Consider the following 22411-nt stretch of genomic DNA (forward strand, 5'->3'; position numbering starts at 1 on the left):
GGCGCCGTGACAGATGGCACAACCTCGCCGGAACCGGCACTCGAGCTGCGACGCGTCGTCAAGTCCTTCGGACCCGTCGTGGCTCTCCGCTCGGGCACGCTGACGCTGCGGCCCGGATCCATCCACGCCCTGATCGGCGAGAACGGCGCCGGCAAGTCCACGCTCGTCAAGATCGTCGCCGGGCTCTACCGCCGGGATGCGGGCGAGTTCCTGCTGCACGGCGAGCCCGTCGACTTCACCTCGACCGCGCAGTCGAAGGCCGCGGGAATCGCCGTCATCTACCAGGAGCCGACGCTCTTCCCCGACCTGTCGGTGACGGAGAACATCTTCATGGGCCGTCAGCCCACGAACCGCCTCGGCCGCATCGACCGCAAGGCGATGCGCGTCGAGACGCAGCAGATCTTCCAGCGCCTGGGCGTGTCGATCGATCCCGACCGCGTGACGGAGGGCCTCTCGATCGCCGACCAGCAGATCATCGAGATCGCGAAGGCCATCTCGCTCGACGCGACGGTGCTCATCATGGACGAGCCCACCGCCGCCCTCTCGGGTGTCGAGGTCGAGCGGCTCTTCGCCGTCGCGCGGAGCCTGCGCGACGAAGGCCGTGCGCTGCTGTTCATCTCGCACCGGTTCGACGAGGTCTTCGCCCTGTGCGACACCGTCACCGTCATGCGCGACGGCGCCTACGTCGGCACGACGCCGATCGCCGAGACGACGGTCGACGAGCTCGTCCGCCAGATGGTGGGTCGCGACGTGACCGAGCTCTTCCCGAAGCTGCCCTCGAAGGCCGGCGACGTCGTGCTCGAGGTGGAGGACCTGACCCGCACGGGGGTCTTCCGCGACATCTCGTTCACGCTGCGGGCGGGCGAGATCGTCGGGCTCGCGGGCCTCGTGGGCGCCGGTCGCAGCGAGGTCGCGCGGGCGGTCTTCGGAGTGGATGCCTACGACTCGGGCCGCGTCCGCCTTCACGGCAAGCCCCTCGCGAAGGGTGATCCGCGGGTCGCGACGGCTCGCGGGCTCGCGCTCGTGCCCGAGGACCGCCGCAAGCAGGGTCTCGTCCTCGACGAGGGCGTCACCCGCAACATCACGCTCGCGATCCGCTCGAAGCTCTCGAAGTGGGGCCTCATCTGGGGCGGCCTGGAGAACCGGGCCGCCGAGGTGTGGGCGAGCCGCCTCGAGGTGAAGACCGCCGCACTCGACGCGGAGGCCGGCACCCTGTCGGGCGGCAATCAGCAGAAGGTCGTGCTCGGCAAGTGGCTCTCGACCGAGCCCACCGTGCTCATCGTCGACGAGCCGACGCGCGGCATCGACGTCGGAACGAAGGCCGAGGTGCACCGCCTGCTGAGCCAGCTCGCGCAGGAGGGACTCGCGATCCTCATGATCTCGTCGGAGCTGCCCGAGGTGCTCGGCATGGCCGACCGCGTCCTGGTGATGCGCGAGGGCCGGCTCACCGGCGAGTTCACCCGAGAAGAGGCGACGCCCGAGACCGTCATGTTCGCCGCCACCGCCGACGAGGAGGTCGCCCGATGACCGCGGTCGCCACTCCGCCCACCGCTCCCGCCGCTGGCACGAGCGCAGCATCCCGCATCGTCAAGCACATCGCCACGGCTCGCGAGACCGGCATCGTCATCGCGCTGCTGCTCGTCATCCTCTTCGCGACGCTGCGCAACCCAGCGTTCCTCTTCTCGAGCGACGGCTTCCGCGACCTGCTGCTGACCCCGTCGCTTCTGCTGCTCGTCGCAGTCGGCCAGGCGATCGTCATCATCACGCGCAACGTCGACCTCTCGGTGGGCTCGATCGTCGGCCTCACGGCCTACCTGACGGGCCGGCTCTTCATCGACGTGCAGGGGATCCCGGTGATCGCCGTCTTCGCGGCGGGCATCGTCTTCGGCGGGATCCTCGGTGTCATCAACGGCGCGCTGGTCGCGTTCGCCCGGGTGCCCGCCCTCGTCATCACGCTCGGCACGATGTACATCTACCGCGGCATCAACGTCGCGTGGACCGGCAGCAACCGCATCAACGCGTCGGACCTCCCCGCCGACTTCCGCGGGCTCGGGACGGGGCAGATCCTGTTCATCCCGATCCTCACGATCATCGCCGTCGTCGTCCTGGTGGTCGCCGCCTGGTACCTGCGCAACCTGCGCAGCGGTCGCGAGCTCTACGCGATCGGCTCCGACCCCGCCGCGGCTCACCTCTACGGCCTCAACGTCACCCGCCGCGTGATCGCCGCGTTCGTCGTCTCGGGCGCCCTGTCGGGCCTCGCCGGCGTGCTGTTCGCCGCCCGCTACGGCACGGTGAGCTCGGGCGCGGGCCTCGGCTGGGAGCTGCAGGCGATCGGCGCCGCGGTCATCGGCGGTGTCGCGATCTCGGGCGGCGTCGGCACGGTCTGGGGCGCGGCGATCGGCGCCTACCTGCTGCTCACGATCAACCGGGCCCTGCCGATCCTCGGCATCGACGACTTCTGGCAGCGCGCCGTGGTCGGCGTGCTGATCCTCGGCGCCATCGTCCTCGACCGCGTGCTCGCGGTCCGCCAGCATCGACGTCTCATCGCACAGAGGGAGCAGGCACGATGACCGCCGCCGCCACGACCACCGCCGTGCCCGCGCGCACCTACAAGGCCTACGGCCGTCCGGCCTGGCGACGCTTCCTCCTGACGCGCGAGATGGCGATCATCGCTCTCCTGGTCCTCGTCGTCGTCGTCTCGCTCGCCGTCGTGCCGCACTTCGACAGCCCGCTGACGGTGACGTACCTGCTGCGGGACATCGCGCCCATCCTCCTCATCGCCCTGCCGATGACGCTCATCATCATCACGGAGGAGATCGATCTGTCGGTCGCGAGCATCGTCGGGCTCAGCTCGGTGATGACGGGGCTCCTCACGCACGGCGGCTGGCCGTTCCCGCTCGCGGCGCTCGCGGCGATCGTCGTCGGCCTCATCGCCGGCGTGTTCAACGGATTCCTCGTCACGGTCGTCGGCCTCCCGTCCCTCGCCGTCACGATCGGCACGCTCGCCCTCTACCGAGGGATCGCGGTGGGCCTCCTCGGCACGACGGCGATCACCGACTTCCCGCAGGACTGGACCGAGCTCGCCAAGGCCAACATCCCGGGCACCCCCGTCCCGGCGATCATGATCCCCTTCGTGATCCTCGCGATCATCTTCGCCGTGCTGCTGCACTTCACGCCGTTCGGGCGCACCCTCTACGCGATCGGCCTCAACAAGGAGGCGGCGGCGTTCTCGGGCATCGACGTGGGGCGCACGAAGTTCGTCCTCTTCACCCTGTCCGGCACGGTCGCGGGCTTCGCGGGCGTCTACTTCACGCTCCTCTACTCCAACGCCCGCGGCGACAACGCGACGGGCATGGAGCTGCAGGTCATCGCCGCGGTCCTCCTCGGCGGCGTGTCGATCTTCGGCGGCCGCGGTGCGCTGCACGGCGTCATCGCGGGCGTGCTGCTCATCGGCGTCCTCGGCAGCTCGCTGCGACTGGCGGGCATCACGAGCGACATCATCAACGTCATCACGGGAGTGCTGCTCATCCTCTCCGTGGTGTCGGCAAGCCTCCTCGCCTGGCTGCAGAAGCGACGCTCTGCGGCCATCGGCAGGAAGAAGGGCCAGGCCGGGGTCTCCTCCCCGTCCGAACGGGCCACCCGGTAACCACCCACAGCGAAGACCTCGCACCAAGGAAGGAAACAATGATGTTCGAATTCACGCGCTCCCGGCGCGCGGGGGTCATCGCGGCTCTCGCCGTCGGTGTGACCCTGCTCGCGGCCGGATGCTCGGGCACGAGCGGCGGCGGAGACTCGACCGGCGGCAGCGGCGGCGACGCCAACCTGTCGATCACGATGCTGCCCAAGAACCTCGGCAACCCCTACTTCGACACCTCGACCAAGGGCGCCAAGGCGGCCGCCGCGGAGTTCAAGGGCACCCTCGACGAGGTGGGCCCGTCGGAGGCGAGCCCGACCTCGCAGGTCAGCTACATCCAGACCGCGGCACAGCAGGGCGCCGGCGCCCTCATCGTCTCGGCGAACGACCCCGAAGCGATCTGCGACGCGCTCAACGAGGCGAAGTCGGCGGGCGTGAAGGTCGTCACCTTCGACTCCGACACGAACAAGGACTGCCGCGACCTGTTCATCAACCAGGCGACCGCCGACGGCATCGCCAAGGTGCAGGTGGACGAGATCGCGACGCAGATCGGGGATGCCGGTGAGATCGCGATCCTGTCGGCCTCGGCCAACGCGACCAATCAGAACGCCTGGATCGAGACGATGAAGACGCTGCTGGCGTCGGACCACCCGAACATCAAGCTCGTCGAGGTCGCGTACGGTGACGACGACGACCAGACGTCGTTCGACAAGACGGCGGCCCTCCTGCAGACGTACCCCGACCTGAAGGGCATCATCTCGCCCACGACGGTCGGCATCGCCGCCGCGGCCCGCTACCTGTCGACCTCGGAGTACAAGGGCAAGGTCGCGCTGACCGGTCTCGGCACGCCGAACCAGATGCGCGAGTACGTCAACGACGGCACCGTCACCTCGTTCGCGCTCTGGAACCCCGAGGACCTGGGATACCTCGCCGCGTACGCCGCCGCCGCGCTCATCAAGGGCGACATCACCGGCAAGGACGGCGACACGTTCGACGCCGGCAAGCTCGGCTCGTTCACGGTCGGCAAGGACGCCACGGTGCTCCTCGGCGACCCGTACGTCTTCACGAAGGACAACATCGGCGACTTCGACTTCTAGGAGTCGCCCCCGAAGGCCCCGGCATCGCCGGGGCCTTCGGCATGAGGCGGGGCGATGCGGCGCACCGGAGGCGAGGCGCCGATCCGGGCGTCCGGTGAGGTCGCACGCCGATCGGCTGACGTCAGAACCGCAGCGCGAACACGACGGCGACGCCCACGAGCGCCGCGATCGTCGTGAGCCCCGCGAGCGCGAGCAGGAGCCGCCCGTCCGGAAGGTCTGCGCGCCGCCCGCCGTCGAGCGCCGCCTCGAACCTCCGGTAGCGCCGCTGCGCGCCGAGCCACAGCCCGCCCGTCGCCACGAGGCCGAGAAAGCCCGGAACGACCCACAGCACGTTCCCGAGCGCCGCGGGCAGCAGGCGCATCGAGACGAGGCATCCCAGCGCGAAGGCGAGGGCGGTCCGCCGCCACGCGAGCTCCGTCCGCTCAGGCTGGAGACCCGGATCGCGCGCCGTCATCGCAGCAGCACCGCGAGCAGCACGAGCACGGCGGCGAGCGTCACGGCGACGGTGAGGAACACCCCCAGCAGCGATGCGGGCAGCGGGCGGTCCTGTCGCATCGCGCGCTCGGTGCGCATCCAGCTCACCCACGCGAGCACGGGGATGAGCGCCCCCGAGATCAGCAGCACGAGGGATGCCGCGAGCCGCAGCCCCGCGTGCAGGTCGAGCCCGAGCACCTCCAGCGCGACGCCGCCCGCGAGCAGCGCGAGCGCCGTGCGGATCCACGCGAGGAACGTGCGCTCGTTGGCGAGCGTGAACCGCACATCGGGCTCGTCGCCGACCTCGTAGACGGAGCGTGGGAAGCGGGTCACGCTCCCAGTCTGGCCGGGGTGCGGCATCCACCGCTCGTCCTGCTCTTGACGCGCCGAGGGTTCACACATGAAACTGTCTGCCCACGGCCCCCGACCAGGAAGTCCTCGCCATGAGCATCGTCATCGTCGGCGAATGACCGCTCTGCGACAGCGCATCACGCGCGCGCTCGACGCCCGGCACGCCGCGCCCGCCGCCTCGCGCCTCGAGCTGCCGGTGTGGAAGCGATGAACCCGCCGGTTCCGCAGCTCGAGCCGGCGTTCGAGGTCGTCGTGCGGCTCGGTGCGCTCGAGGATCACGGCGTCACGCGGGCGGGGCATCGACGGGTCGTGCCGATCACGGGCGGGACCGTCACCGGTGCGTTCGACGGCGAGATCCTGCCCGGAGGCGCCGACTGGCAGCTCGTCCGCGCCGACGGCTCGATCGAGATCGACGGACGCTACACGGCCCGCGCGGCGGACGGGTCGTTCCTCTACCTTCACGCCGTCGGAGTGCGCAGCGGCTCGCCCGAGGTGCTCGAGGCGCTGCTGCGCGGCGAGGCCGTCGATCCCGCCGACTACTACTTCCGGACGGTCGTCACGATCGAGTCGTCGGCGCATCCCGAGTTCGAACGCTCGCTGTACGTGGCGTCCTGCGTCCGCGACGCCGACGCCGTTCGCTACACGGCGTACCGCGTCACCTGATCCGGGCGGTCCTCACCGGCTGCGGCTCGACGCGCCAGGTTACGTGTCTCCGAGGATCGGGTTTGGCCGGTGACGGCATCCCGATCTACTCTTTGTAGGTAAGGCTTGCCTCACAACCGATGTGAACGCTCGGCGAGGCAGCCCGCTCCCCGACACCTCCAGAACCGGACACCGCTGTGCTCGCCACCCTCCTCATCGGCCTTCGCGAAGGGCTCGAGGCCGCGCTCGTCGTGGGCATCCTCGTCGCCTACGTCACGCGACTGGGCCGCCGCGACGTGCTCCCGCGCCTCTGGGCGGGCGTCGGCCTCGCCGTCGGTCTCGCGCTCGTCATCGGCGGGATCCTCACCTTCGGCGCCTACACGCTCACCTTCGAAGCCCAGGAGCTGCTCGGCGGACTCCTGTCGGTCGTCGCCGTCGCCATGGTCACCTGGATGATCTTCTGGATGCAGCGCACGGCGCGCACCCTCAAGCGCAGCCTCGAGTCGGACGTCGCCCGCGCGCTCGCCAGCGGCGGCATGTGGGCGATCGTCGTGATCGGGTTCGTCTCGGTCGCCCGCGAAGGCGTCGAGACGACGCTGCTGCTGTGGTCGATGGTGCAGTCGTTCGGCGATGCTCCGGCCGCCCTCCTCGGCGCCCTCCTCGGACTCGCGGCCGCCGTCGTGCTCGGGTGGCTGCTCGCGCGCGGGATGCTGCGCCTCGACCTGCGACGCTTCTTCACGTGGACCGGCGCGTTCCTCATCATCGTCGCCGCCGGCGTGCTCGCCTACGCGGTGCTCGACCTCCAGGAGGCGGGCGCGCTCCCGGGTCCCTTCACCGACGCCGCGCCCGTCGACCCCGCCACGGGCGCCGTGCTCGTCGGTCTGCAGGCCTTCCCCTTCGGCTGGGCGTTCGATGTGACGGGTGCCATCCCGCCGGGCAGCGCGCTGGCGACCGTGCTGCAGGCGACCGTGGGCTTCATGCCGCGCATGTCGTGGCTGCAGGTCGTGGCGTGGGTGCTCTACGTCGTGATCGTCGGCGGCCTGTGGGCTCGCCTCCAGTTCCGCCGCAGCCCCGCGGCCTCCACCTCGTCGCGCCCCGCTGACGCCGAGGCCGCCCGGGCCGGCGACGCCGAGGCCCCGCGGGTCGGAGACGACTCCCGCGCGGCATCGACCGCGCGTCGGGCCCCGGCATCCCCCATCACCCTCTCGACCGCCGTCCGGCAAGGAGAAGCATGACCTCCCATCGTCTCGCCGGGGCCGTCGCCCTCGGCGTCGTCGGCACCCTCGCGCTCGCGGGCTGCGTCGCCAAGGCCGACGCCGCTGCGACCGATGACGGGCTGACCGTCACGTCGACCGCCGACACGTGCGCGGTCTCGTCGGCGACGGCGAAGAGCGGAACGCTCGCGTTCGAGGTGACGAACAGCGGCAGCGACGTCACGGAGTTCTACCTGCTGGCCGACGACGGGCTGCGGATCGTCGGCGAGGCCGAGAACATCGCCCCCGGGGCATCCCGCACCCTCACCGTCACGGCGCAGCCGGGCGACTACTACACGCTGTGCAAGCCGGGCATGGTCGGCGACGGCGTGGGCAAGGCCCCGTTCACCGTCACGGGCGATGCCGTCGCCGCGACGGGCGACGACGCCCAGCAGAAGCAGCAGGCCGTCGACCTCTACGCGGCGTTCGTGAAGGACCAGGTCGGCCAGCTCGTGCCCGCCGTCCAGGCGTTCGTCACGGCGTACGAGTCGGGCGACGACACCGCCGCACAGGCGCAGTTCCCGCAGGTGCGGGCATACTACGAGCGCATCGAGCCGGTGGCCGAGGCGCTCGGCGACCTCGACCCGCGCATCGACTACCGCGAGGTCGATGCCGTTGCGGAGGGCCTCGATTGGACGGGCTTCCACCGCCTCGAGAAGGATCTCTGGGTGCCCGCGCAGGACGCCCTCAACTCCGACGGCGAGACGCCTGCGTGGCAGGACTGGGCTCCGTCGACCCCCGCCGAGCGCGCGTCCTACGGCGACCAGCTCATCGCCGACGTGCAGGAGCTCTACGACTACGTGCACGGCGGCGAGTTCGAGAAGACGCTCGACGCGCAGGGCATCGCGGGCATCTCGAACGGCGCCATCGCGCTCCTCAACGAGGTCGCGACGGGCAAGATCACCGGTGAGGAGGACTGGTGGTCGCACACCGACCTCTCGGACTTCGCGGCCAATGTCGAGGGCTCGAAGATGGCGGTCTCGCTCGTCGAGGACTTCGCGTCGGCGCAGGGCGACAAGGGCGCCAACCTCGTGAAGCAGATCGACACGGGCTACAGCGACCTCGAGACGGCGCTCGCCGCGTACGGCTCGCTCTCGGCCGGGTTCGTGCCGTACACCGCCCTCACGGAGGACGACAAGCGCCAGCTCACCGACCTCATCAACGCGCTCGCCGAGCCGCTCTCGCAGCTGACCTCGACGATCCTGGAGTGACGTGAGCTCGAGCGTTCCGCAGCAGTCCCCGGGCCCGGCGGCCGATCGGCCCGCCGGGCCCTCGGGCGTCTCGCGGCGCGGCCTGCTCGGCCTCGCGATCGCGGGCGCCGGCGCGGCGGGGCTCGCGATCGGCGCGAGCGCCGGCTCCGTCGCGGGCATCGCGGCGCGCGCGAAGGATCAGGATGCCGCGGACTCGGCCTACTCCTTCTACGGCGCGCATCAGGCCGGCATCACGACGCCCGTGCAGGACCACCTGCATTTCGCGTCGTTCGACATGATGGAGCGCACCGACGCCGCCGACCTCAAGCAGCTGCTGCAGGACTGGTCGTACGCGGCGGCGCGCATGACGCAGGGACTCGACGTCAGCGCGACCGGGGCCGTCGGCGGATCGCCGGAAGCCCCGCCCGACGACACGGGGGAGGCGCTCGGCCTCGCCTCGAGCGGACTCACCATCACGTTCGGCTTCGGCCCGACCCTCTTCGAGACGGCCGACGGCGTGGACCGCTACGGCATCGCGGCGCAGCGCCCCGCGGGACTCGAGAAGCTCCCGCCGTTCCTCGGCGACGACCTCGATCCGGACAAGTCGGGCGGAGACCTCGTCATCCAGGCCTGCGCCGACGACCCGCAGGTCGCCGTGCACGCCATCCGCAACCTGAGCCGCATCGCCTTCGGCCGGGCGCGCCTGCGCTGGTCGCAGCTCGGCTTCGGCCGCACGTCGCGCACGACGGAGAGCCAGGAGACGCCGCGCAACCTCTTCGGCTTCAAGGACGGCACCGCCAACATCCTCGCCGACGACACCGACGCCCTCGCCGACCACGTGTGGGTCGCGGCATCCGATCAGCCCGCGTGGATGGCGGGCGGCTCCTACCTCGTCGCACGCAAGATCGCGATGCTCATCGAGACATGGGACCGCGTCCGCCTCTCCGAGCAGGAAGCGATCGTCGGACGCTCGAAGGGCACCGGAGCGCCTCTCTCCGGCGGGCGCGAGTTCACCGACCCGGATTTCACCGAGAAGGATGCCGCGGGCGCGCCCGCGATCCCCGTGACGAGCCACGTCCGGCTCGCGCATCCCGAGTTCAACGACGGCACCCGCATCCTCCGCCGCGGCTACAACTTCGTCGACGGCAACGACGAGCTCGGGCGCCTCGACGCGGGCCTGTTCTTCCTGTCGTTCCAGCGCGATCCCGACCAGTTCGTGCGCATCCAGAAGACGCTCGCGACCGACGCGATGCGCGAGTACATAAAGCACGTCGGCTCGGGCATCTGGGCGGTCCCGCCCGGTGCCGCGAAGGGCTCCTACGTGGGCGCAGCCCTCTTCGCCTGAGCCCTTCTTCTCCCCCCACTCCCGTCGACACCCTAGGGTCTCGCCGAGACCACCGGCTGGTGGCGCGAACAACGTAGGGGGTCGGCGACGTCATAGGGTCTCGGCGCCGCGCGCCCGGCGGCGAGGAGGGGCCCGGCCCCGCCCGACCCGATCCAATAGCCTGGTCACGTGGCCGATCCGACTCCGGCGCGCGCGGGACGCGCGCGCATCAGCGATGTCGCGGCGGCGGCGGGGGTCTCGGTCACGACCGTGTCGCACGCCCTGAGCGGGGCGCGCGCGGTCAACGCCGACACCCGGGAGCGCATCCTGCAGGTCGCGGCCACCCTCGGCTATGCGCCGGACCGCGTCGCGAGCGGCCTGCGCCGCAAGCGCACCGGGGTGGTCGGGTTCGTGGGCGACTACGTCGCGTCGACGCCCTTCGCGGGACAGATGATCGCCGGCGCCCGCGGAGCCGGCCTCGAGCGCGACATGCTGCTGCTCGTCGCCGAGTCGGGCGGCGACGTCGCAGCCGAGCAGGCGATCGTCGACCGCTTCGTCGCCCAGCGCGTCGACGGACTGCTCCTCGCCCGCATGTACCACCAGCGGGTGATCAGGCCTCGGGTGCCCTCGGACGTGCCGATCGTGCTGATGGATGCCGCTCCCGAGCGCGGCTGGAAGGTCGATGCCGTCGTGCCCGACGAGGCGCAGATCACTCGGCTCGCCTGCGACTGCCTCGTCCGCGAGGGGCACCGGAGGATCGCCTACGCCGACACCGTCGACCCGTCCCGCGCGGCGCGGGGGCGACTGCTCGGCGTGCGGGCGGCGCTCGGCGACGCCGGCATCGAGCTCACGGCCGCCGACATCTCGTCGGGAACGTCGGACTCGGCGGGCGGGCGGGCGGCGGGAGCCGCGCTGCTCGATCGGGTCGACCGACCCACGGCGATCATCTGCTTCAACGACCAGATCGCGATGGGCGTCATGCAGGCCGGCGCCCGCCTCGGGCTGCGCGTGCCGGAGGATCTCTCCGTCGTCGGCATCGACGACCTGCGTCCCGTCGCCGACGCCCTCGATCCCGGGCTGACGACCGTCGCCCTGCCGCACGCCGAGATGGGGGCGTGGGCGATGTCGCGGCTCATCGCCCGGCTCGACAAGATCGAGAAGTCGTCGCCGCGCCTGCATCTCATGCCGGGGTGGCTCGTCGAGCGCGGCTCGGTGGCGCCGCCTGCCGCGTGACAGCCGCACCGGCGACCGAGGTCAGTCGGCCGTGCGGGTCACCCGCGCCTCGCGGAGCGGGGTGAGGGATGCGTCCTCCACGCGCACGTCGCCCCGGCTCGCCTCGATCCGCACGGCCCCTCCCGGGTGTCCGGATGAGCCCGACACCATGCTGAGGCTCGCCGCTCCGCCGTTTGCGAAGACCTCGACCGAGGCCGCGTCGACGATGACGTCGAGGTGAATGCGTCCGTCCTCCGGCGCGACGACCGCGGTCCGCACAGCGCGATAGGCGTCGGGCATCTGCGCGGCGATGGCGTCGGCATCCCTCGCCACGAAGACCTGACCCGCATCGGGGTCGTAGCCGACCGTCGTGAAGGCGCCGCTCGCGCCCCGGGGGATGCGCACGCGCAGCTCACCGCCGTGGAGATCGTCGACCGCGACGTCGAGCCTGATCCGGTAGGCGGCCGACCCGGCGCGAGCGAGCTCCCGCACGTCGCCCGCGGCGACGGTCGTCGCACCTGTGCGGTGCGCCGGGCCCTCGAGCGTGCTCAGCCCGTCGACGGGAGTCGATCGCAGCGACGGCCGCCCCCCGGCATCCACCAGACGGATCGTCCGCACGATGCTGTCGGAGCCGCCGTGCCACTCGTCGCCCGGCACGTGTCCCGCATAGGCCCAGTTGTTGAGCCAGCCGATGCCGTAGCGCGTCGTGAGCCGCTCCTCGGGGGACAGGCGCGGATCGTCCCACGTGACGGAGGCGTAGTAGTCCGCGCCGTGATCGAGCCACTGGTGCTGCCGGTCATCGGGAGTGAACGTCTCACCGTCCCAATTGCCGACCCAGTAGGCGGTGCCGGTCGTCATGCCCTCGGCCGCGCCGTTCGCGCCGGCGGCGAGCACCCACCGCACGCGCGACGGGTCGCCGTCGACCGCCATGGGGAAGAGATCGGGGCACTCGAGCACCCCGAGTCCCGCCGTGGTGAAGCCGGAACGGTACGTCCAGTCCTTGAGATCGGGGGAGGTGTAGAAGCCGATCTCGTCGCCCTCGGCGAGGGCCATCACCCAGCGGCGATGCGCGTCGTCCCAGAGCAGGCGGGGGTCGCGGAAGTCGCGCACGCCGGGGTTGTCGATGACGGGATTCCCGTCGTACGGCGTGAAGTGGTACCCGCCGTCTTGCGACACGAAGAGCGACTGGCGCTGGACGCCGTCGGACTGCTGCGTGACCATCGCGACGACGGCGTCGGGCCCGAAGCCCGCCGTGTTCTCGTGGTCGACGACCGCCGTGCCGGTCCAGATGTCGCCGAGCCCGTTGGTGTACTTGTCGATCGCGACGCCTTCGTCGGTCCAGTGCACGAGGTCGGTCGAGGTCGCGTGGTACCAGGCGGTGCCGTTCCCGTCCGGATAGTCGCCGTTGTAGAGGTAGTAGTAGTGCCACACGCCGTTCAGCAGGAAGGGCCGCTGCGGGTCGTTCATCCAATGCCGCTCGGGGGTCAGATGCACGGCCGGCCGGGCGGGATCCGCCGCGGGGTGCTCCGACGGAGGAGGGGATGCCGGCGTCTCGGACGCCGGCGGTCGCACGAGCACCGCCACGCCGACACCGACGAGCAGCACGACGACGGCCGCGAGGGCGAGCACGAGGCGCCGCGTGCGGGCGGCGTGGGTGCGGGGTTCTGTTCTCGTCATGCGGTCGCTCCTTGCGAAGTCGGGGTCGGGGGCGAACGGATGCCCCGGCGCGGCCAGGGCGCCGGGGCATCCGCGTCGGATCAGCCGCCGTACTGGGCGAGCAGCTTCTCGATGAGCGCCTTCACCGGTGCGGGGACCGGCTTGCCGGCGAGGTAGTCGTCGAGCTGAGGGCCGACGGCCGCACGGATCTGCTGAGCCGCGGCATCCGGGACGCTCGCGCCGCGCTTGCCCGTGGTGAACAGGTGGCGGTTGGCGGGGATGTCGGCCCAGCCGCCGAGGCCGGCGTTGCCGTACGAGTAGTCGACAGCCGTGGTCGCGGCGTCGCCGTTCACGCCGATGTCCATCTTCACGGTCGGGGCGAGGGTGCCGCCGCGCACGAAGTTCTCCTTCGTGCCGATGGTGTCGATGAAGGACTGCACGAGCCCGCCCGGCATGACGTAGTGCGAGTACGCCTGGAAGTGTCCGGGGTGCTGGTTGTAGTCCGGCGCGAAGGGCTGGCCGCCCGCGAAGTTGAGGTTCGTCGGGTTGCCGAGGGCGAGGCCGGAGCCGCCGTTGAGCGGCTGGAAGTCGCTCCGGATGCCGTTGCCGACGAAGCCGTACACGCCCTCCGGTCCGTCGAGGCCGGCCGCGAACGTGCTGCGGTGGCTGATGGTGAAGAGGTAGTACTTGCCGTCCTTCATGACGAACTGCGGGCGCTCGGTCTGATCGGTCACGCAGTTGGCGGAGAGGATCGGCGGGAGGAACTCCCACTCGGTGAGGTCCTTGTTCTTCGCCTTGGCGAGGCCGATGTTGCCGATCTGGTACGGAGCACCCGAGGCGTTGACGGCGTCGACGGACTCCGCGTGGGGGTCGCCCGGCTGGTAGCCGAGGTCGTCGGCGTCACAGGATGCCGACTCGCGCTGCATGGCGGAGTTGCCCTCGAAGACCATGTAGGTGTCGCCGGGGTGGGCGGGGTCCTCGAACGTGAACGGGTCGCGGAAGTTGAAGTACGGGTTCTGCGCACCGGTCTGGTAATACGTGCCGTCGGCCTGCAGCAGGTCGGTGACCTTGTCGAAGCCCGTGAAGGTCACGCCCTTCGTGCCGGCGTGCACCTTTCCGACGCTGAGCGCGATGCGCGGGTCGTAGGGCTTGAGGTCCTTGCCGCTGGCGTCACGGTAGAACGCGACGTCGGTGAAGAAGAGCTTGATCTCGCCGTTCTTCGAGATGCGGGCCGAGCCCGACCACTGAGTCTGGTGGCTGTAGGACTGGTCGTCGAAGATCTTGCCGGTCACGCCGTCCTTGAAGACGAGGCCGCCGTAGGTCCAGCCGCCGTTCTCCGGACGCTCGGCGGCGGGGATGCCGGCCGGGCGGTAGAAGTAGCCGATCTTCGCGAAGACGTGACGGTCGTCGAAGCCGAGCTTGCGGTCGGCGACGAGCGAGAAGATGATCTCCTGCCCGTTGACCGAGTACTGGTTGCCGGCCTCGTCGGTCAGCGGCCAGGTGTCCCAGACCCACACCTTGCCGTTCGACATGTCGGGGAAGTCCTGCGGGACGGTCGGCATCGTGAGGGATGCCGGCATCGAGTTGGCCCGCGAAGGCGCGGTGGGGTCGGAGAGGCGCTTGAGCTGCCGCGCGTCCGCCCGCGTCCACTTGGCGGTGAAGTCGGCGTCGGGGGCGAAGGCCTCCTGAGTGTGGGTGGTGGGCTGGGGGCCGTCCTGAAGGCCGGGATCGGCGATGGCCGCGGACGAGCCCGCGACGAGCGCCGTGGCCACCAGCGCGCCGGCCGCGAGACCGCTCGCGACGAGACGCGTGGGGCGTCGATACGAAGTGTGCATGTGCAGTGGCTCCTTATGGATTCGGCATGCAAATCGATTTGCATGACGCGTCCATGCTTGCACAGAGATCGCGCGAACCTCAAACCGGGGAACGGATGCTTGACGCCGAGGCCGCTGCGATGCATACTCTGATGCGTCTGATAAATCGATTTAACATAGGAGTCGGATCGACATGGCGAGCAGGGTGCGGATCTCCGACGTCGCGGCAGCGGCCGGCGTGTCGGTGACCACCGTGTCGCTCGTGCTCAACGACGCGAAGACGCGTATCTCCGCCGAGACGCGCGAGCGGGTCCGCGAGGCGGCGCGCACCGTCGGCTACGCGCCGAGCTCCCTCGCCCGAGGACTGCGCACGCAGCGCACGCGCACGGTGGGGCTCATCTCCGACCAGATCGCGACGACCCCCTTCGCCGGACGCATGCTCGCCGGCGCCCAGGACGTCGCCCGCGAGCACGGGCACCTCGTCTTCCTCCTCGACACCGGCGGCGACGCCGGCATCGAGCGCGACGCGATCGCGGCGCTCGCCGCGCAGCAGGTCGACGCCATGATCTACGCGTGCATGTGGCATCGTGTCGTCGACGCGCCCGAGGGGATCCGCCCCGACACCGTGTTCCTCGACTGCCGCCCCGCCAACGGCGGCCACCGTGCCGTCGTTCCCGATGACCGCGCCGGCGGCGCGGCGGCGGTGCGGGAGCTGGTGGCGGCGGGGCACCGGCGCATCGCCTACGTGGATGCCGTCGAGCCGAAGCCCATCGCCTCACGGCTGCGTCTCGAGGGCTACCTCGAGGTGCTCGCCGAAGCGGGCATCGAGCCCGACCCCGCGCTGCACCTCGACGCCGAGATCTCCGCACGCGGAGGTCGCGACGCGGTCGACCGTCTGCTGTCGCTGCCGGAGGACCGCCGGCCCACCGCGATCTTCTTCTTCAACGACCGCATCGCCGTCGGCGCCTATGCCGCCGCGCACCACCGCGGACTCGACATCCCCCGCGATCTGTCCATCGTCGGCTACGACGACCAGCAGTTCGTCGCGGCGGAGCAGGACCCCCCTCTCACCACCGTCGCTCTGCCCCACTACGAGATGGGCCGCTGGGCGATGGAGGCCGCGCTCGGCGTCCGCGCGGGGGAGGAGCAGGACGCCACGCACCTCATGGAGTGTCCCGTCATCAGACGAGACTCCGTTGGCCCGCCGCCGGCGCAAGTCGCCAAACCCAGCCGGCGACGGGCTTCACACAACACCGAGCGGCCGCCGTCGGCGGCCCCCGATCGGTGATCGACGCGGGCGTCGGTCACAAGAACAGGAAACCACAATGAAGCGCAGGACGATCCCGATCCTCGCGACGGCGGCCCTCACGGGGCTGCTCGCCCTCACCGGTTGCGGGCAGGCCGGTCAGGGCGGAGCCCAGTCCGCCGACGGCCGAACCCAGCTCACGATGTGGACGCACTCCGCCGGCAACCCGGCCGAGCTGAAGGTCTACGACAAGATCATCGCCGACTTCAACGCGTCTCAGGACGAGTACGAGGTCGTCAACGAGGCGTTCCCGCAGGGCGCCTACAACGACGCGATCGTCGCGGCCGCGGCATCCGGCGATCTCCCGTGCCTCCTCGATCTCGACGGCCCCATCATGCCCAACTGGGCGTGGGCGGGATATCTCCAGCCCCTCGACCTGCCCGAGGAGCTGACCGGCAGCCTGCTGCCGACCGCCGTCGGAAAGTGGGACGACAAGATCTACTCGGCCGGGTACTGGGACGCCGCGCTCGCGATCTTCGCGCGCAAGTCGGTGCTCGAGAAGAACGGCATCCGCATCCCGACGATCGATCAGCCGTGGACGGAGGACGAGTTCGCAGCAGCGCTCGCCGCCCTGAAGGCCGGCGGCTACGACACCCCGATCGACATCGGCGCCGAGGACACCGGCGAATGGTGGCCGTACGCCTACTCGCCCTTCCTCCAGAGCTTCGGCGGCGACCTCATCGACCGCTCCACGATGCTCAGCGCGAAGGGGGCGCTCAACGGCCCCGAGGCCGTCGCGTGGGGCGAGTGGTTCCAGAAGCTCTTCGCCGACGGGTACGCCGGCAACAGCGGCACCGTGGGCAACCAGGAGTTCGTCGACGACAAGGTGGGCCTGAGCTACACCGGCGTGTGGAACGCGCTCGACTCCCTCGACGCCGTCGGCGACGACCTGCTCATCCTGCCCCCGCCGGACCTCGGCAACGGGCCCAAGATCGGCGGCGGCTCGTGGCAGTGGGCGATCTCGTCGACGTGCCCCGACGCCGACGGCGCACGCAAGTACCTCGAGTTCAGCTTCCAGGACGAGTACCTCACGGCCTTCGCCGACAACCAGATCGTGATCCCGTCGACGGAGTCGGCCGCCGAGGCGTCGAAGTACTTCGGCACCGACGGCGTGCTGCGCCCCTTCGTCGAGCTGTCGCAGAAGTTCGCGGTGCCCCGCCCCGAGACGCCGGCCTACGCCGTCATCTCGTCGACCTTCGAGTCGGCGGCGAAGGACATCATGAGCGGCGCCGACGTGAAGACCACGCTCGACAACGCGGTCTCCGAGATCGACGCGAACATCGCCTCGAACGACGGCTACGGCTTCAAGTGATCCGTCCGGTGGTGGGGGCGCACGCCCCCACCACCACCCGGAAAGGCACGTTCATGACAGTCACCCCTCCGACGGTGGCGGCCGAGACGCCGCGCCGCTCGCTCCGCCGCTTCCGCTCCATCAAGGGCCGGGAGACGTGGGCCGGGCTCGCGATGATGGCTCCCGCCGGCATCCTGCTCATCCTCTTCCTCGCGATCCCCGTGATCCTGGCGTTCACGCTCTCGTTCACGAACGCGCGGCTCATCTCGCCCAATCCGCCGCGATTCGTCGGGCTCGACAACTTCGTGCGGGCGTTCACGGCCGACCCCGTCTTCCTGCAGTCGGCCTGGAACACGTTCGTGTTCGCGCTGGTCGTCGTGCCCGTCCAAGCGGGGCTCGGCCTCCTCCTGGCGGTGCTCGTCAACCGGCGGCTGCGCGGAGTGACCGCCTTCCGCGTGATCTTCTTCGTCCCGGTCGTCACGTCGATCGTCGTCGTGTCGATCCTGTGGAAGTTCATGTACCAGAAGGACGGCCTGATCAACTCGATGATCGACACGCTGACCTTCGGGGCGTGGAGCGGCGTCGACTGGCTCAACAACCCGTCGACGGCGCTCGGCGCGATCATCGTGCTGTCGATCTGGCAGGCCGTCGGCTTCCACATGATCATCTGGCTCGCGGGGCTGCAGACGATCCCCGAAGAGCTCTACGAAGCGGCCAAGATGGACGGCGCGAGCCCGTGGCGGCAGTTCACGAACGTCACGTGGCCGGGCCTTCGGCCCACCATGGTCTTCGTCCTCGTGACGATCACCATCGCGGCGCTCGGCCTCTTCGTCCAGGTCGACGTCATGACCCAGGGCGGTCCGATGGCCTCCACGTCGACGATCGTCTTCCATGCCGTCCGCAAGGGCTACGAACAGCAGGAGATCGGGTACGCCTCGGCGATCTCGCTCATCTTCTTCGTCGCCGTGCTCCTCGTCGCGCTCATCCAGCGACGACTGACCCGAGAGAAGGCCTGACATGGCCGCGACCACCGCCGCCCTCACGACGTCTCGTTCGCGCACCTCCGCAGGTCGCGCGGCCACGAGCGAGAAGGCGTCCCGCGTCCGAGGACGCGTCTTCACCTACCTCGCGCTCAGCGCCTTCGGCGTCATCTTCCTGTTCCCGCTCGTCTACATGTTCGTCTCGAGCCTCAAGCCCGACAGCCAGATCCTGCAGGACATCGGCTCGCCGAGGGCCTTCCTCCCGGTCGGCGACATCAGCCTGGACAACTACTTCGGCGTCTTCGCCCGCGTGCCGGTGGGCCAGTTCCTCTGGAACTCCGTGCTCGTCACGGTGCTGACCGTCGGTCTCGGGCTCGTCGTGAACTCGATGGCGGGATTCGCGCTCTCGCGTCTCGAGTGGCGCGGCCGCATCGTCGTCATGGCCCTCGTCATCGCGACCCTCATCGTGCCGTTCGAGACGATCGCCGTGCCGATGGTCTACTGGGTCGCGCAGCTGCCGACCCTCGTCATCGAGGGCGGCGTGCTCAAGTACGACTTCGGATGGCTGAACACCTACCAGGTGCAGATCGTGCCGTTCATCGCGAACGCGTTCTCGATCTTCCTCTTCGCGCAGTACTTCACGACGATCCCGAAGTCGCTCGACGAGGCCGCCCGCATCGACGGGGCGAGCTGGTTCACGATCTACCGCCGCATCGTCGTGCCCCTCTCGGGCCCGGCCTTCGCGACGGTCGCGATCCTCACCTTCCTGCCGGCGTGGAACCAGTACCTGTGGCCCCTCATGGTCGTGCAGAAGGAGGAGCTCCGACCCGTCATGGTCGGCATGCAGTACTTCTTCCAGCTCAACACGGCGTGGGGCGAGGTGATGGCGTACACCTCGCTCATCACGATCCCCGTCCTCATCGTGTTCCTCGTCTTCCAGCGCGCGTTCGTGAGCAGCATCGCGGCGAGCGGGGTCAAGGGATGAGCCCGATGGATGCCGCCGGAGCCGGCGCCGAGACGACCGCCCGCGCTGCGCGGGCCGACCGAACGAAAGGCTGACACGTGTTCGACCTCCCCGGTTCCTGGGTCTGGGACTTCTGGTTCGCCGACGACGGCGAGCGGTACCACCTCTTCTTCCTCTACGCCTCGCGAGCCCTGCAGGAGCCCGACGCTCGCCATTACCGCGCCTCGATCGGGCACGCCGTCTCGACCGACCTCGTCTCGTGGAGGCAGGTGGCCGACGCGCTCGTGCGCAGCGACGGCCCGGCGTTCGACGACCTCGCGACGTGGACGGGCTCGACCGTGCGGCATCCCGACGGCACGTGGTTCCTCTTCTACACGGGAGCGTCGCTCGCCGCGGACGGGAAGAACGTCCAGAGCGTGGGCTACGCGACCTCGACCGACCTCCACGTGTGGACGAAGGCGCCCGGCCCCGTGCTCGGGGCCGCAGCCCCCTGGTACGAGACGATCGAGAGCGGCGCGTGGCACGACGAGGCGTTCCGCGACCCGTGGGTCTACCCCGACCCGGACGGCGACGGCTGGCACATGCTCATCACGGCGCGCGCGTCCGACGGGCCCGCGGACGGCCGCGGAGTCATCGGCCATGCGTGGTCGCCCGATCTGCGCCGGTGGGAGCTCCGACCGCCCCTCAGCGCGCCGAGCCCGCGGGGCTTCGGGCAGCTCGAGGTGATGCAGGTCGAGGTCGTCGACGGACGTCCCGTGCTGCTCTTCTCCTGCCTCGCGGAGCACGCGAGCGAGGCCCGCGCCGAAACGACCGGAGGAACATGGGCGGCTCCCGCCGACTCGGTCGTGGGTCCGTTCGACGTCGAGGCCGCGTATCCGCTGACGGACGACGGGCTCTACGTCGGCCGGCTCCTGCGCCGCCGCGACGACGGCCGGTGGCTCTTCTTCGCGTTCCGCAATGCCGGTCCCGACGGGCGGTTCGTGGGCGGCGTCACCGACCCGCTCCCCGTCGCGTGGCGAGGCGGGCGGCTCACGGTCGAGGCGGAGCCGGTGTCCGCCGAGGCCATCGCCGACGGAGAGAGCGAGACGGCGGTCGCCGGCATCCACTGATCCGATCAACGAGGAGGAACGCCGACGATGTCGATTCCCCGCAGCACATCCCGCACGCCCGCCCGTACGCCCGCCCGTCGGCGCGCCGCCGGGGTGACGGCCCTCGCGGCCCTCACCGCGGCGACCGTCGCGGGGCCCGTCCTCGCGCCTGCGACCGCAGACGCCGACGAGCCCGCGACGTACCGTGCCCAGTACCACTTCACGGTGCCCGACCACTGGAAGAACGACCCCCAGCGGCCGGTCTTCGTCGACGGGAAGTTCCGGTACTACTACCTGTACAACTCCGACTACGACGCCGATCCCACCGCCAACTTCGGCACGGCCTGGCGGCTCGCGACGACGTACGACGGCGTCGTGTTCGCCGATCAGGGCATCGCCGCGCCGAAGAGGACGAACGCGAACTACGACCTGTGGTCGGGGTCGACGGTCGTCGACCACGCGAACACGGCGGGGTTCGGCGCCGACGCCGTCGTGATGCTCGTGACGCAGATGGACCATCCCACGCCGGCGCAGCAGGCGAACGCGTCGGGGCCGCAGGCGCAGTTCCTCTGGTACTCGATCGACGGCGGCCGCACGTTCCGCCCCTCCGGCGATCAGCCGGTCATCCCGAACGGCGGCCGCGCGGACTTCCGCGACCCGAAGGTGGTGTGGGATGCCGAGCGGGGCCGGTGGGTCGCGCTCATCGCCGCACGCGACCGCGTCAGCTTCTACACCTCGCCGGACCTGAGGACCTGGACGCGCCGCAGCGAGTGGGTCGACACCGGCATCGGGACGATCGAGTGTCCCGACCTCTTCCGCATCCGCGCCGACGACGGGTCGTTCCACTGGGTGCTCGGGGTGAGCGCCAACGGATACGCGACGGGCGACCCCGCGACGTTCGCCTATTGGACCGGCAGCTTCGACGGCGACGCGTTCCACCCCGACACCGCGGCGCCCCAGTGGCTCGACCACGGGTTCGACTGGTACGGCGGCGTCACGTGGGAGGATCCGGCGGCACCCCTCGATCGCCGCTACGCCGTCGCGTGGATGAACAACTGGGACTACGCCCACACCACCCCGACGTGGGCCGCGGACGGGTTCAACGGCACCGACTCCATCACGCGGCAGATCGCGCTGAAGCACGTCGACTCGGGCTACAGCCTGGTCTCGCGGCCGGTGCCCGCACTCGACGGCATCGCGTCGTCCCGCACCCGGCTCGGCGACGTCGCGGTGGACGGATTCCTTCCGCTCGCGTACACGGGTGACGCCTACCGCATCGAGACCGACGTCACGTGGGACACCGCGACGAACATCGGGCTTCAGCTGCGACGGTCGGCCGACGGCTCGCGCCACGCCGACGTGGGGGTGACCGACACCTACGCGTACCTCAACCGCGGGCAGACGGGGAACCCCGGCAATCCCTGGAAGCTCGAGAGCCGCACGCCGTTCCCGGCCTCGGCGACGACGGTGCACCTGCAGATCCTCGTCGACCGCACCACCGTCGAGGTGTTCGTCGACGACGGCAGATACGTCCACTCGAGCCAGGTGTTCGCCCCGCCGGGCGATCGCGGCATCGCGCTGTACAGCTCGGGTGGGCCGGCGATCTTCCACGACCTCACGATCACCGAGTTCGGCAGCGTCGTGCAGCGCCCCGCACGGGTGCTGGCCGACTTCGAGGGCGCGACCTGGGGCGCCGGATGGAGTGCGTCGGGCGCGCTCGCGGCCATCGGTCCGTCGTCAGCCGACCTCGACGGACAGGTGGGGTCGCGCGTCGCGGACACGTACGCGGGGAGGGATGCCGCCACCGGCGTGCTGACGTCGCCGCCGTTCACGATCGACCGAAACTTCCTCCACCTCCTGATCGCGGGCGGACGGCACCCGCTCGGCGTCGAACCGGCGACCTCGGTGCAGCTGCTCGTCGACGGGCGCCCCGTGCGGACGGCGACGGGTGACGACAGCGCGAAGCTGCGACCCGTCGAGTGGGATCTGCGCGACCTCGCGGGACGGACGGCGCAGCTGCAGGTCCTCGACGATGGGACCGGAGCGTGGGGTCACATCATGGTCGACCAGGTCGTGCTGAGCGACTGAGGGATCGTCGGTCGGGTCAGGGCAGCCCGTGGCCACCGCCTAGCCTG

19 protein-coding genes are annotated in these 22411 nt (G+C 70.5%); 15 read left to right on the forward strand and 4 right to left on the reverse strand.

The features are described 5' to 3' along the window. Positions 1 to 6: 6 nt before the first annotated feature. From AAIB33_RS17935 to rhaS, 4 genes are read left to right on the forward strand one after another with little or no spacing between them, the layout of a single operon-like run. The gene (locus tag AAIB33_RS17935; RefSeq protein ID WP_345801314.1) at positions 7 to 1527 is read left to right on the forward strand and encodes a sugar ABC transporter ATP-binding protein; all 1521 of its coding nucleotides are present in this window, start codon (positions 7 to 9) and stop codon (positions 1525 to 1527) included. Continuing rightward, on the forward strand, positions 1524 to 2570 hold the full coding sequence (locus AAIB33_RS17940; RefSeq protein ID WP_345801315.1) for an ABC transporter permease: 1047 nt from the start codon (positions 1524 to 1526) through the stop codon (positions 2568 to 2570). The genes AAIB33_RS17935 and AAIB33_RS17940 overlap by 4 nt, the downstream gene beginning before the upstream one ends. Next, the gene (locus AAIB33_RS17945; protein WP_345801316.1) at positions 2567 to 3646 is read left to right on the forward strand and encodes an ABC transporter permease; all 1080 of its coding nucleotides are present in this window, start codon (positions 2567 to 2569) and stop codon (positions 3644 to 3646) included. The genes AAIB33_RS17940 and AAIB33_RS17945 overlap by 4 nt, the downstream gene beginning before the upstream one ends. A gap of 41 nt (positions 3647 to 3687) precedes the next feature. Continuing rightward, complete coding sequence (gene rhaS / locus AAIB33_RS17950) at positions 3688 to 4731, forward strand: rhamnose ABC transporter substrate-binding protein (protein ID WP_345801317.1); 1044 nt, start codon at positions 3688 to 3690, stop codon at positions 4729 to 4731. Between the two features lie 121 nt (positions 4732 to 4852). On the opposite strand, the gene AAIB33_RS17955 is transcribed toward rhaS, so the two are convergent. Next, a complete protein-coding gene (locus AAIB33_RS17955; RefSeq protein ID WP_345801318.1) occupies positions 4853 to 5185 on the reverse strand; it encodes a DUF202 domain-containing protein in 333 nt (110 codons plus the stop codon). Continuing rightward, the gene (locus AAIB33_RS17960; protein ID WP_345801319.1) at positions 5182 to 5565 is read right to left on the reverse strand and encodes a DUF202 domain-containing protein; all 384 of its coding nucleotides are present in this window, start codon (positions 5563 to 5565) and stop codon (positions 5182 to 5184) included. The genes AAIB33_RS17955 and AAIB33_RS17960 overlap by 4 nt, the downstream gene beginning before the upstream one ends. Positions 5566 to 5763: 198 nt before the next feature. Here AAIB33_RS17960 and AAIB33_RS17965 point away from each other — a divergent pair, with 198 nt between their 5' ends. The 5 genes from AAIB33_RS17965 (at position 5764) to AAIB33_RS17985 (ending at position 11198) form a co-directional block, all read left to right on the forward strand. After that, positions 5764 to 6219, forward strand: a complete 456-nt coding sequence (locus tag AAIB33_RS17965; protein ID WP_345801320.1) for a DUF3237 domain-containing protein — start codon at positions 5764 to 5766, stop codon at positions 6217 to 6219. Between the two features lie 176 nt (positions 6220 to 6395). Next, positions 6396 to 7433, forward strand: a complete 1038-nt coding sequence (gene efeU, locus AAIB33_RS17970; RefSeq protein ID WP_345801321.1) for an iron uptake transporter permease EfeU — start codon at positions 6396 to 6398, stop codon at positions 7431 to 7433. Further along, a complete protein-coding gene (gene efeO, locus AAIB33_RS17975) occupies positions 7430 to 8662 on the forward strand; it encodes an iron uptake system protein EfeO (protein WP_345801322.1) in 1233 nt (410 codons plus the stop codon). The genes efeU and efeO overlap by 4 nt, the downstream gene beginning before the upstream one ends. 1 nt (position 8663) lies before the next feature. Then, a complete protein-coding gene (efeB, locus tag AAIB33_RS17980; RefSeq protein ID WP_345801323.1) occupies positions 8664 to 9986 on the forward strand; it encodes an iron uptake transporter deferrochelatase/peroxidase subunit in 1323 nt (440 codons plus the stop codon). Positions 9987 to 10154: 168 nt separating this feature from the next. After that, positions 10155 to 11198, forward strand: coding sequence for a LacI family DNA-binding transcriptional regulator (locus AAIB33_RS17985; protein WP_345801324.1), 1044 nt, complete (start codon positions 10155 to 10157; stop codon positions 11196 to 11198). A gap of 21 nt (positions 11199 to 11219) precedes the next feature. Here AAIB33_RS17985 and AAIB33_RS17990 read toward each other — a convergent pair whose 3' ends face one another. Both AAIB33_RS17990 and AAIB33_RS17995 read right to left on the reverse strand, forming a co-directional pair. Next, positions 11220 to 12854, reverse strand: coding sequence for a glycoside hydrolase family 32 protein (locus AAIB33_RS17990; RefSeq protein WP_345801325.1), 1635 nt, complete (start codon positions 12852 to 12854; stop codon positions 11220 to 11222). Positions 12855 to 12934: 80 nt separating this feature from the next. Continuing rightward, positions 12935 to 14668 carry a glycoside hydrolase family 68 protein gene (locus AAIB33_RS17995; RefSeq protein ID WP_345801326.1) on the reverse strand — a complete coding sequence of 578 codons (1734 nt, stop codon included), beginning with the start codon at positions 14666 to 14668 and terminating at the stop codon, positions 12935 to 12937. Between the two features lie 172 nt (positions 14669 to 14840). Between AAIB33_RS17995 and AAIB33_RS18000 the strand changes: the two genes are divergently transcribed. The 6 genes from AAIB33_RS18000 to AAIB33_RS18025 all read left to right on the forward strand — a co-directional run bounded on the left by AAIB33_RS18000 (position 14841) and on the right by AAIB33_RS18025 (position 22364). Next, positions 14841 to 15935: a LacI family DNA-binding transcriptional regulator gene (locus tag AAIB33_RS18000; protein ID WP_345801327.1), complete on the forward strand. Its 1095-nt coding sequence runs from the start codon at positions 14841 to 14843 to the stop codon at positions 15933 to 15935. A gap of 37 nt (positions 15936 to 15972) precedes the next feature. Continuing rightward, positions 15973 to 17265: an extracellular solute-binding protein gene (locus AAIB33_RS18005; protein ID WP_345801328.1), complete on the forward strand. Its 1293-nt coding sequence runs from the start codon at positions 15973 to 15975 to the stop codon at positions 17263 to 17265. A gap of 53 nt (positions 17266 to 17318) precedes the next feature. Further along, positions 17319 to 18260, forward strand: a complete 942-nt coding sequence (locus AAIB33_RS18010; protein WP_345801329.1) for a sugar ABC transporter permease — start codon at positions 17319 to 17321, stop codon at positions 18258 to 18260. Position 18261: 1 nt separating this feature from the next. Beyond that, complete coding sequence (locus AAIB33_RS18015) at positions 18262 to 19209, forward strand: carbohydrate ABC transporter permease (protein ID WP_345801330.1); 948 nt, start codon at positions 18262 to 18264, stop codon at positions 19207 to 19209. A 77-nt stretch (positions 19210 to 19286) separates the two neighbouring features. Then, positions 19287 to 20297 (forward strand): glycosyl hydrolase family 32, encoded by a 1011-nt coding sequence (locus tag AAIB33_RS18020; RefSeq protein ID WP_345801331.1) that lies wholly within the window; start codon positions 19287 to 19289, stop codon positions 20295 to 20297. A gap of 27 nt (positions 20298 to 20324) precedes the next feature. After that, entirely contained in the window at positions 20325 to 22364 is a 2040-nt protein-coding gene (locus AAIB33_RS18025) for a GH32 C-terminal domain-containing protein (protein WP_345801332.1), read from the forward strand. The last annotated feature ends 47 nt before the right edge of the window (positions 22365 to 22411 follow it).

It is taken from the genome of Microbacterium sp. AZCO (assembly GCF_039614715.1).
Taxonomy (GTDB): Bacteria; Actinomycetota; Actinomycetes; order Actinomycetales; family Microbacteriaceae; genus Microbacterium.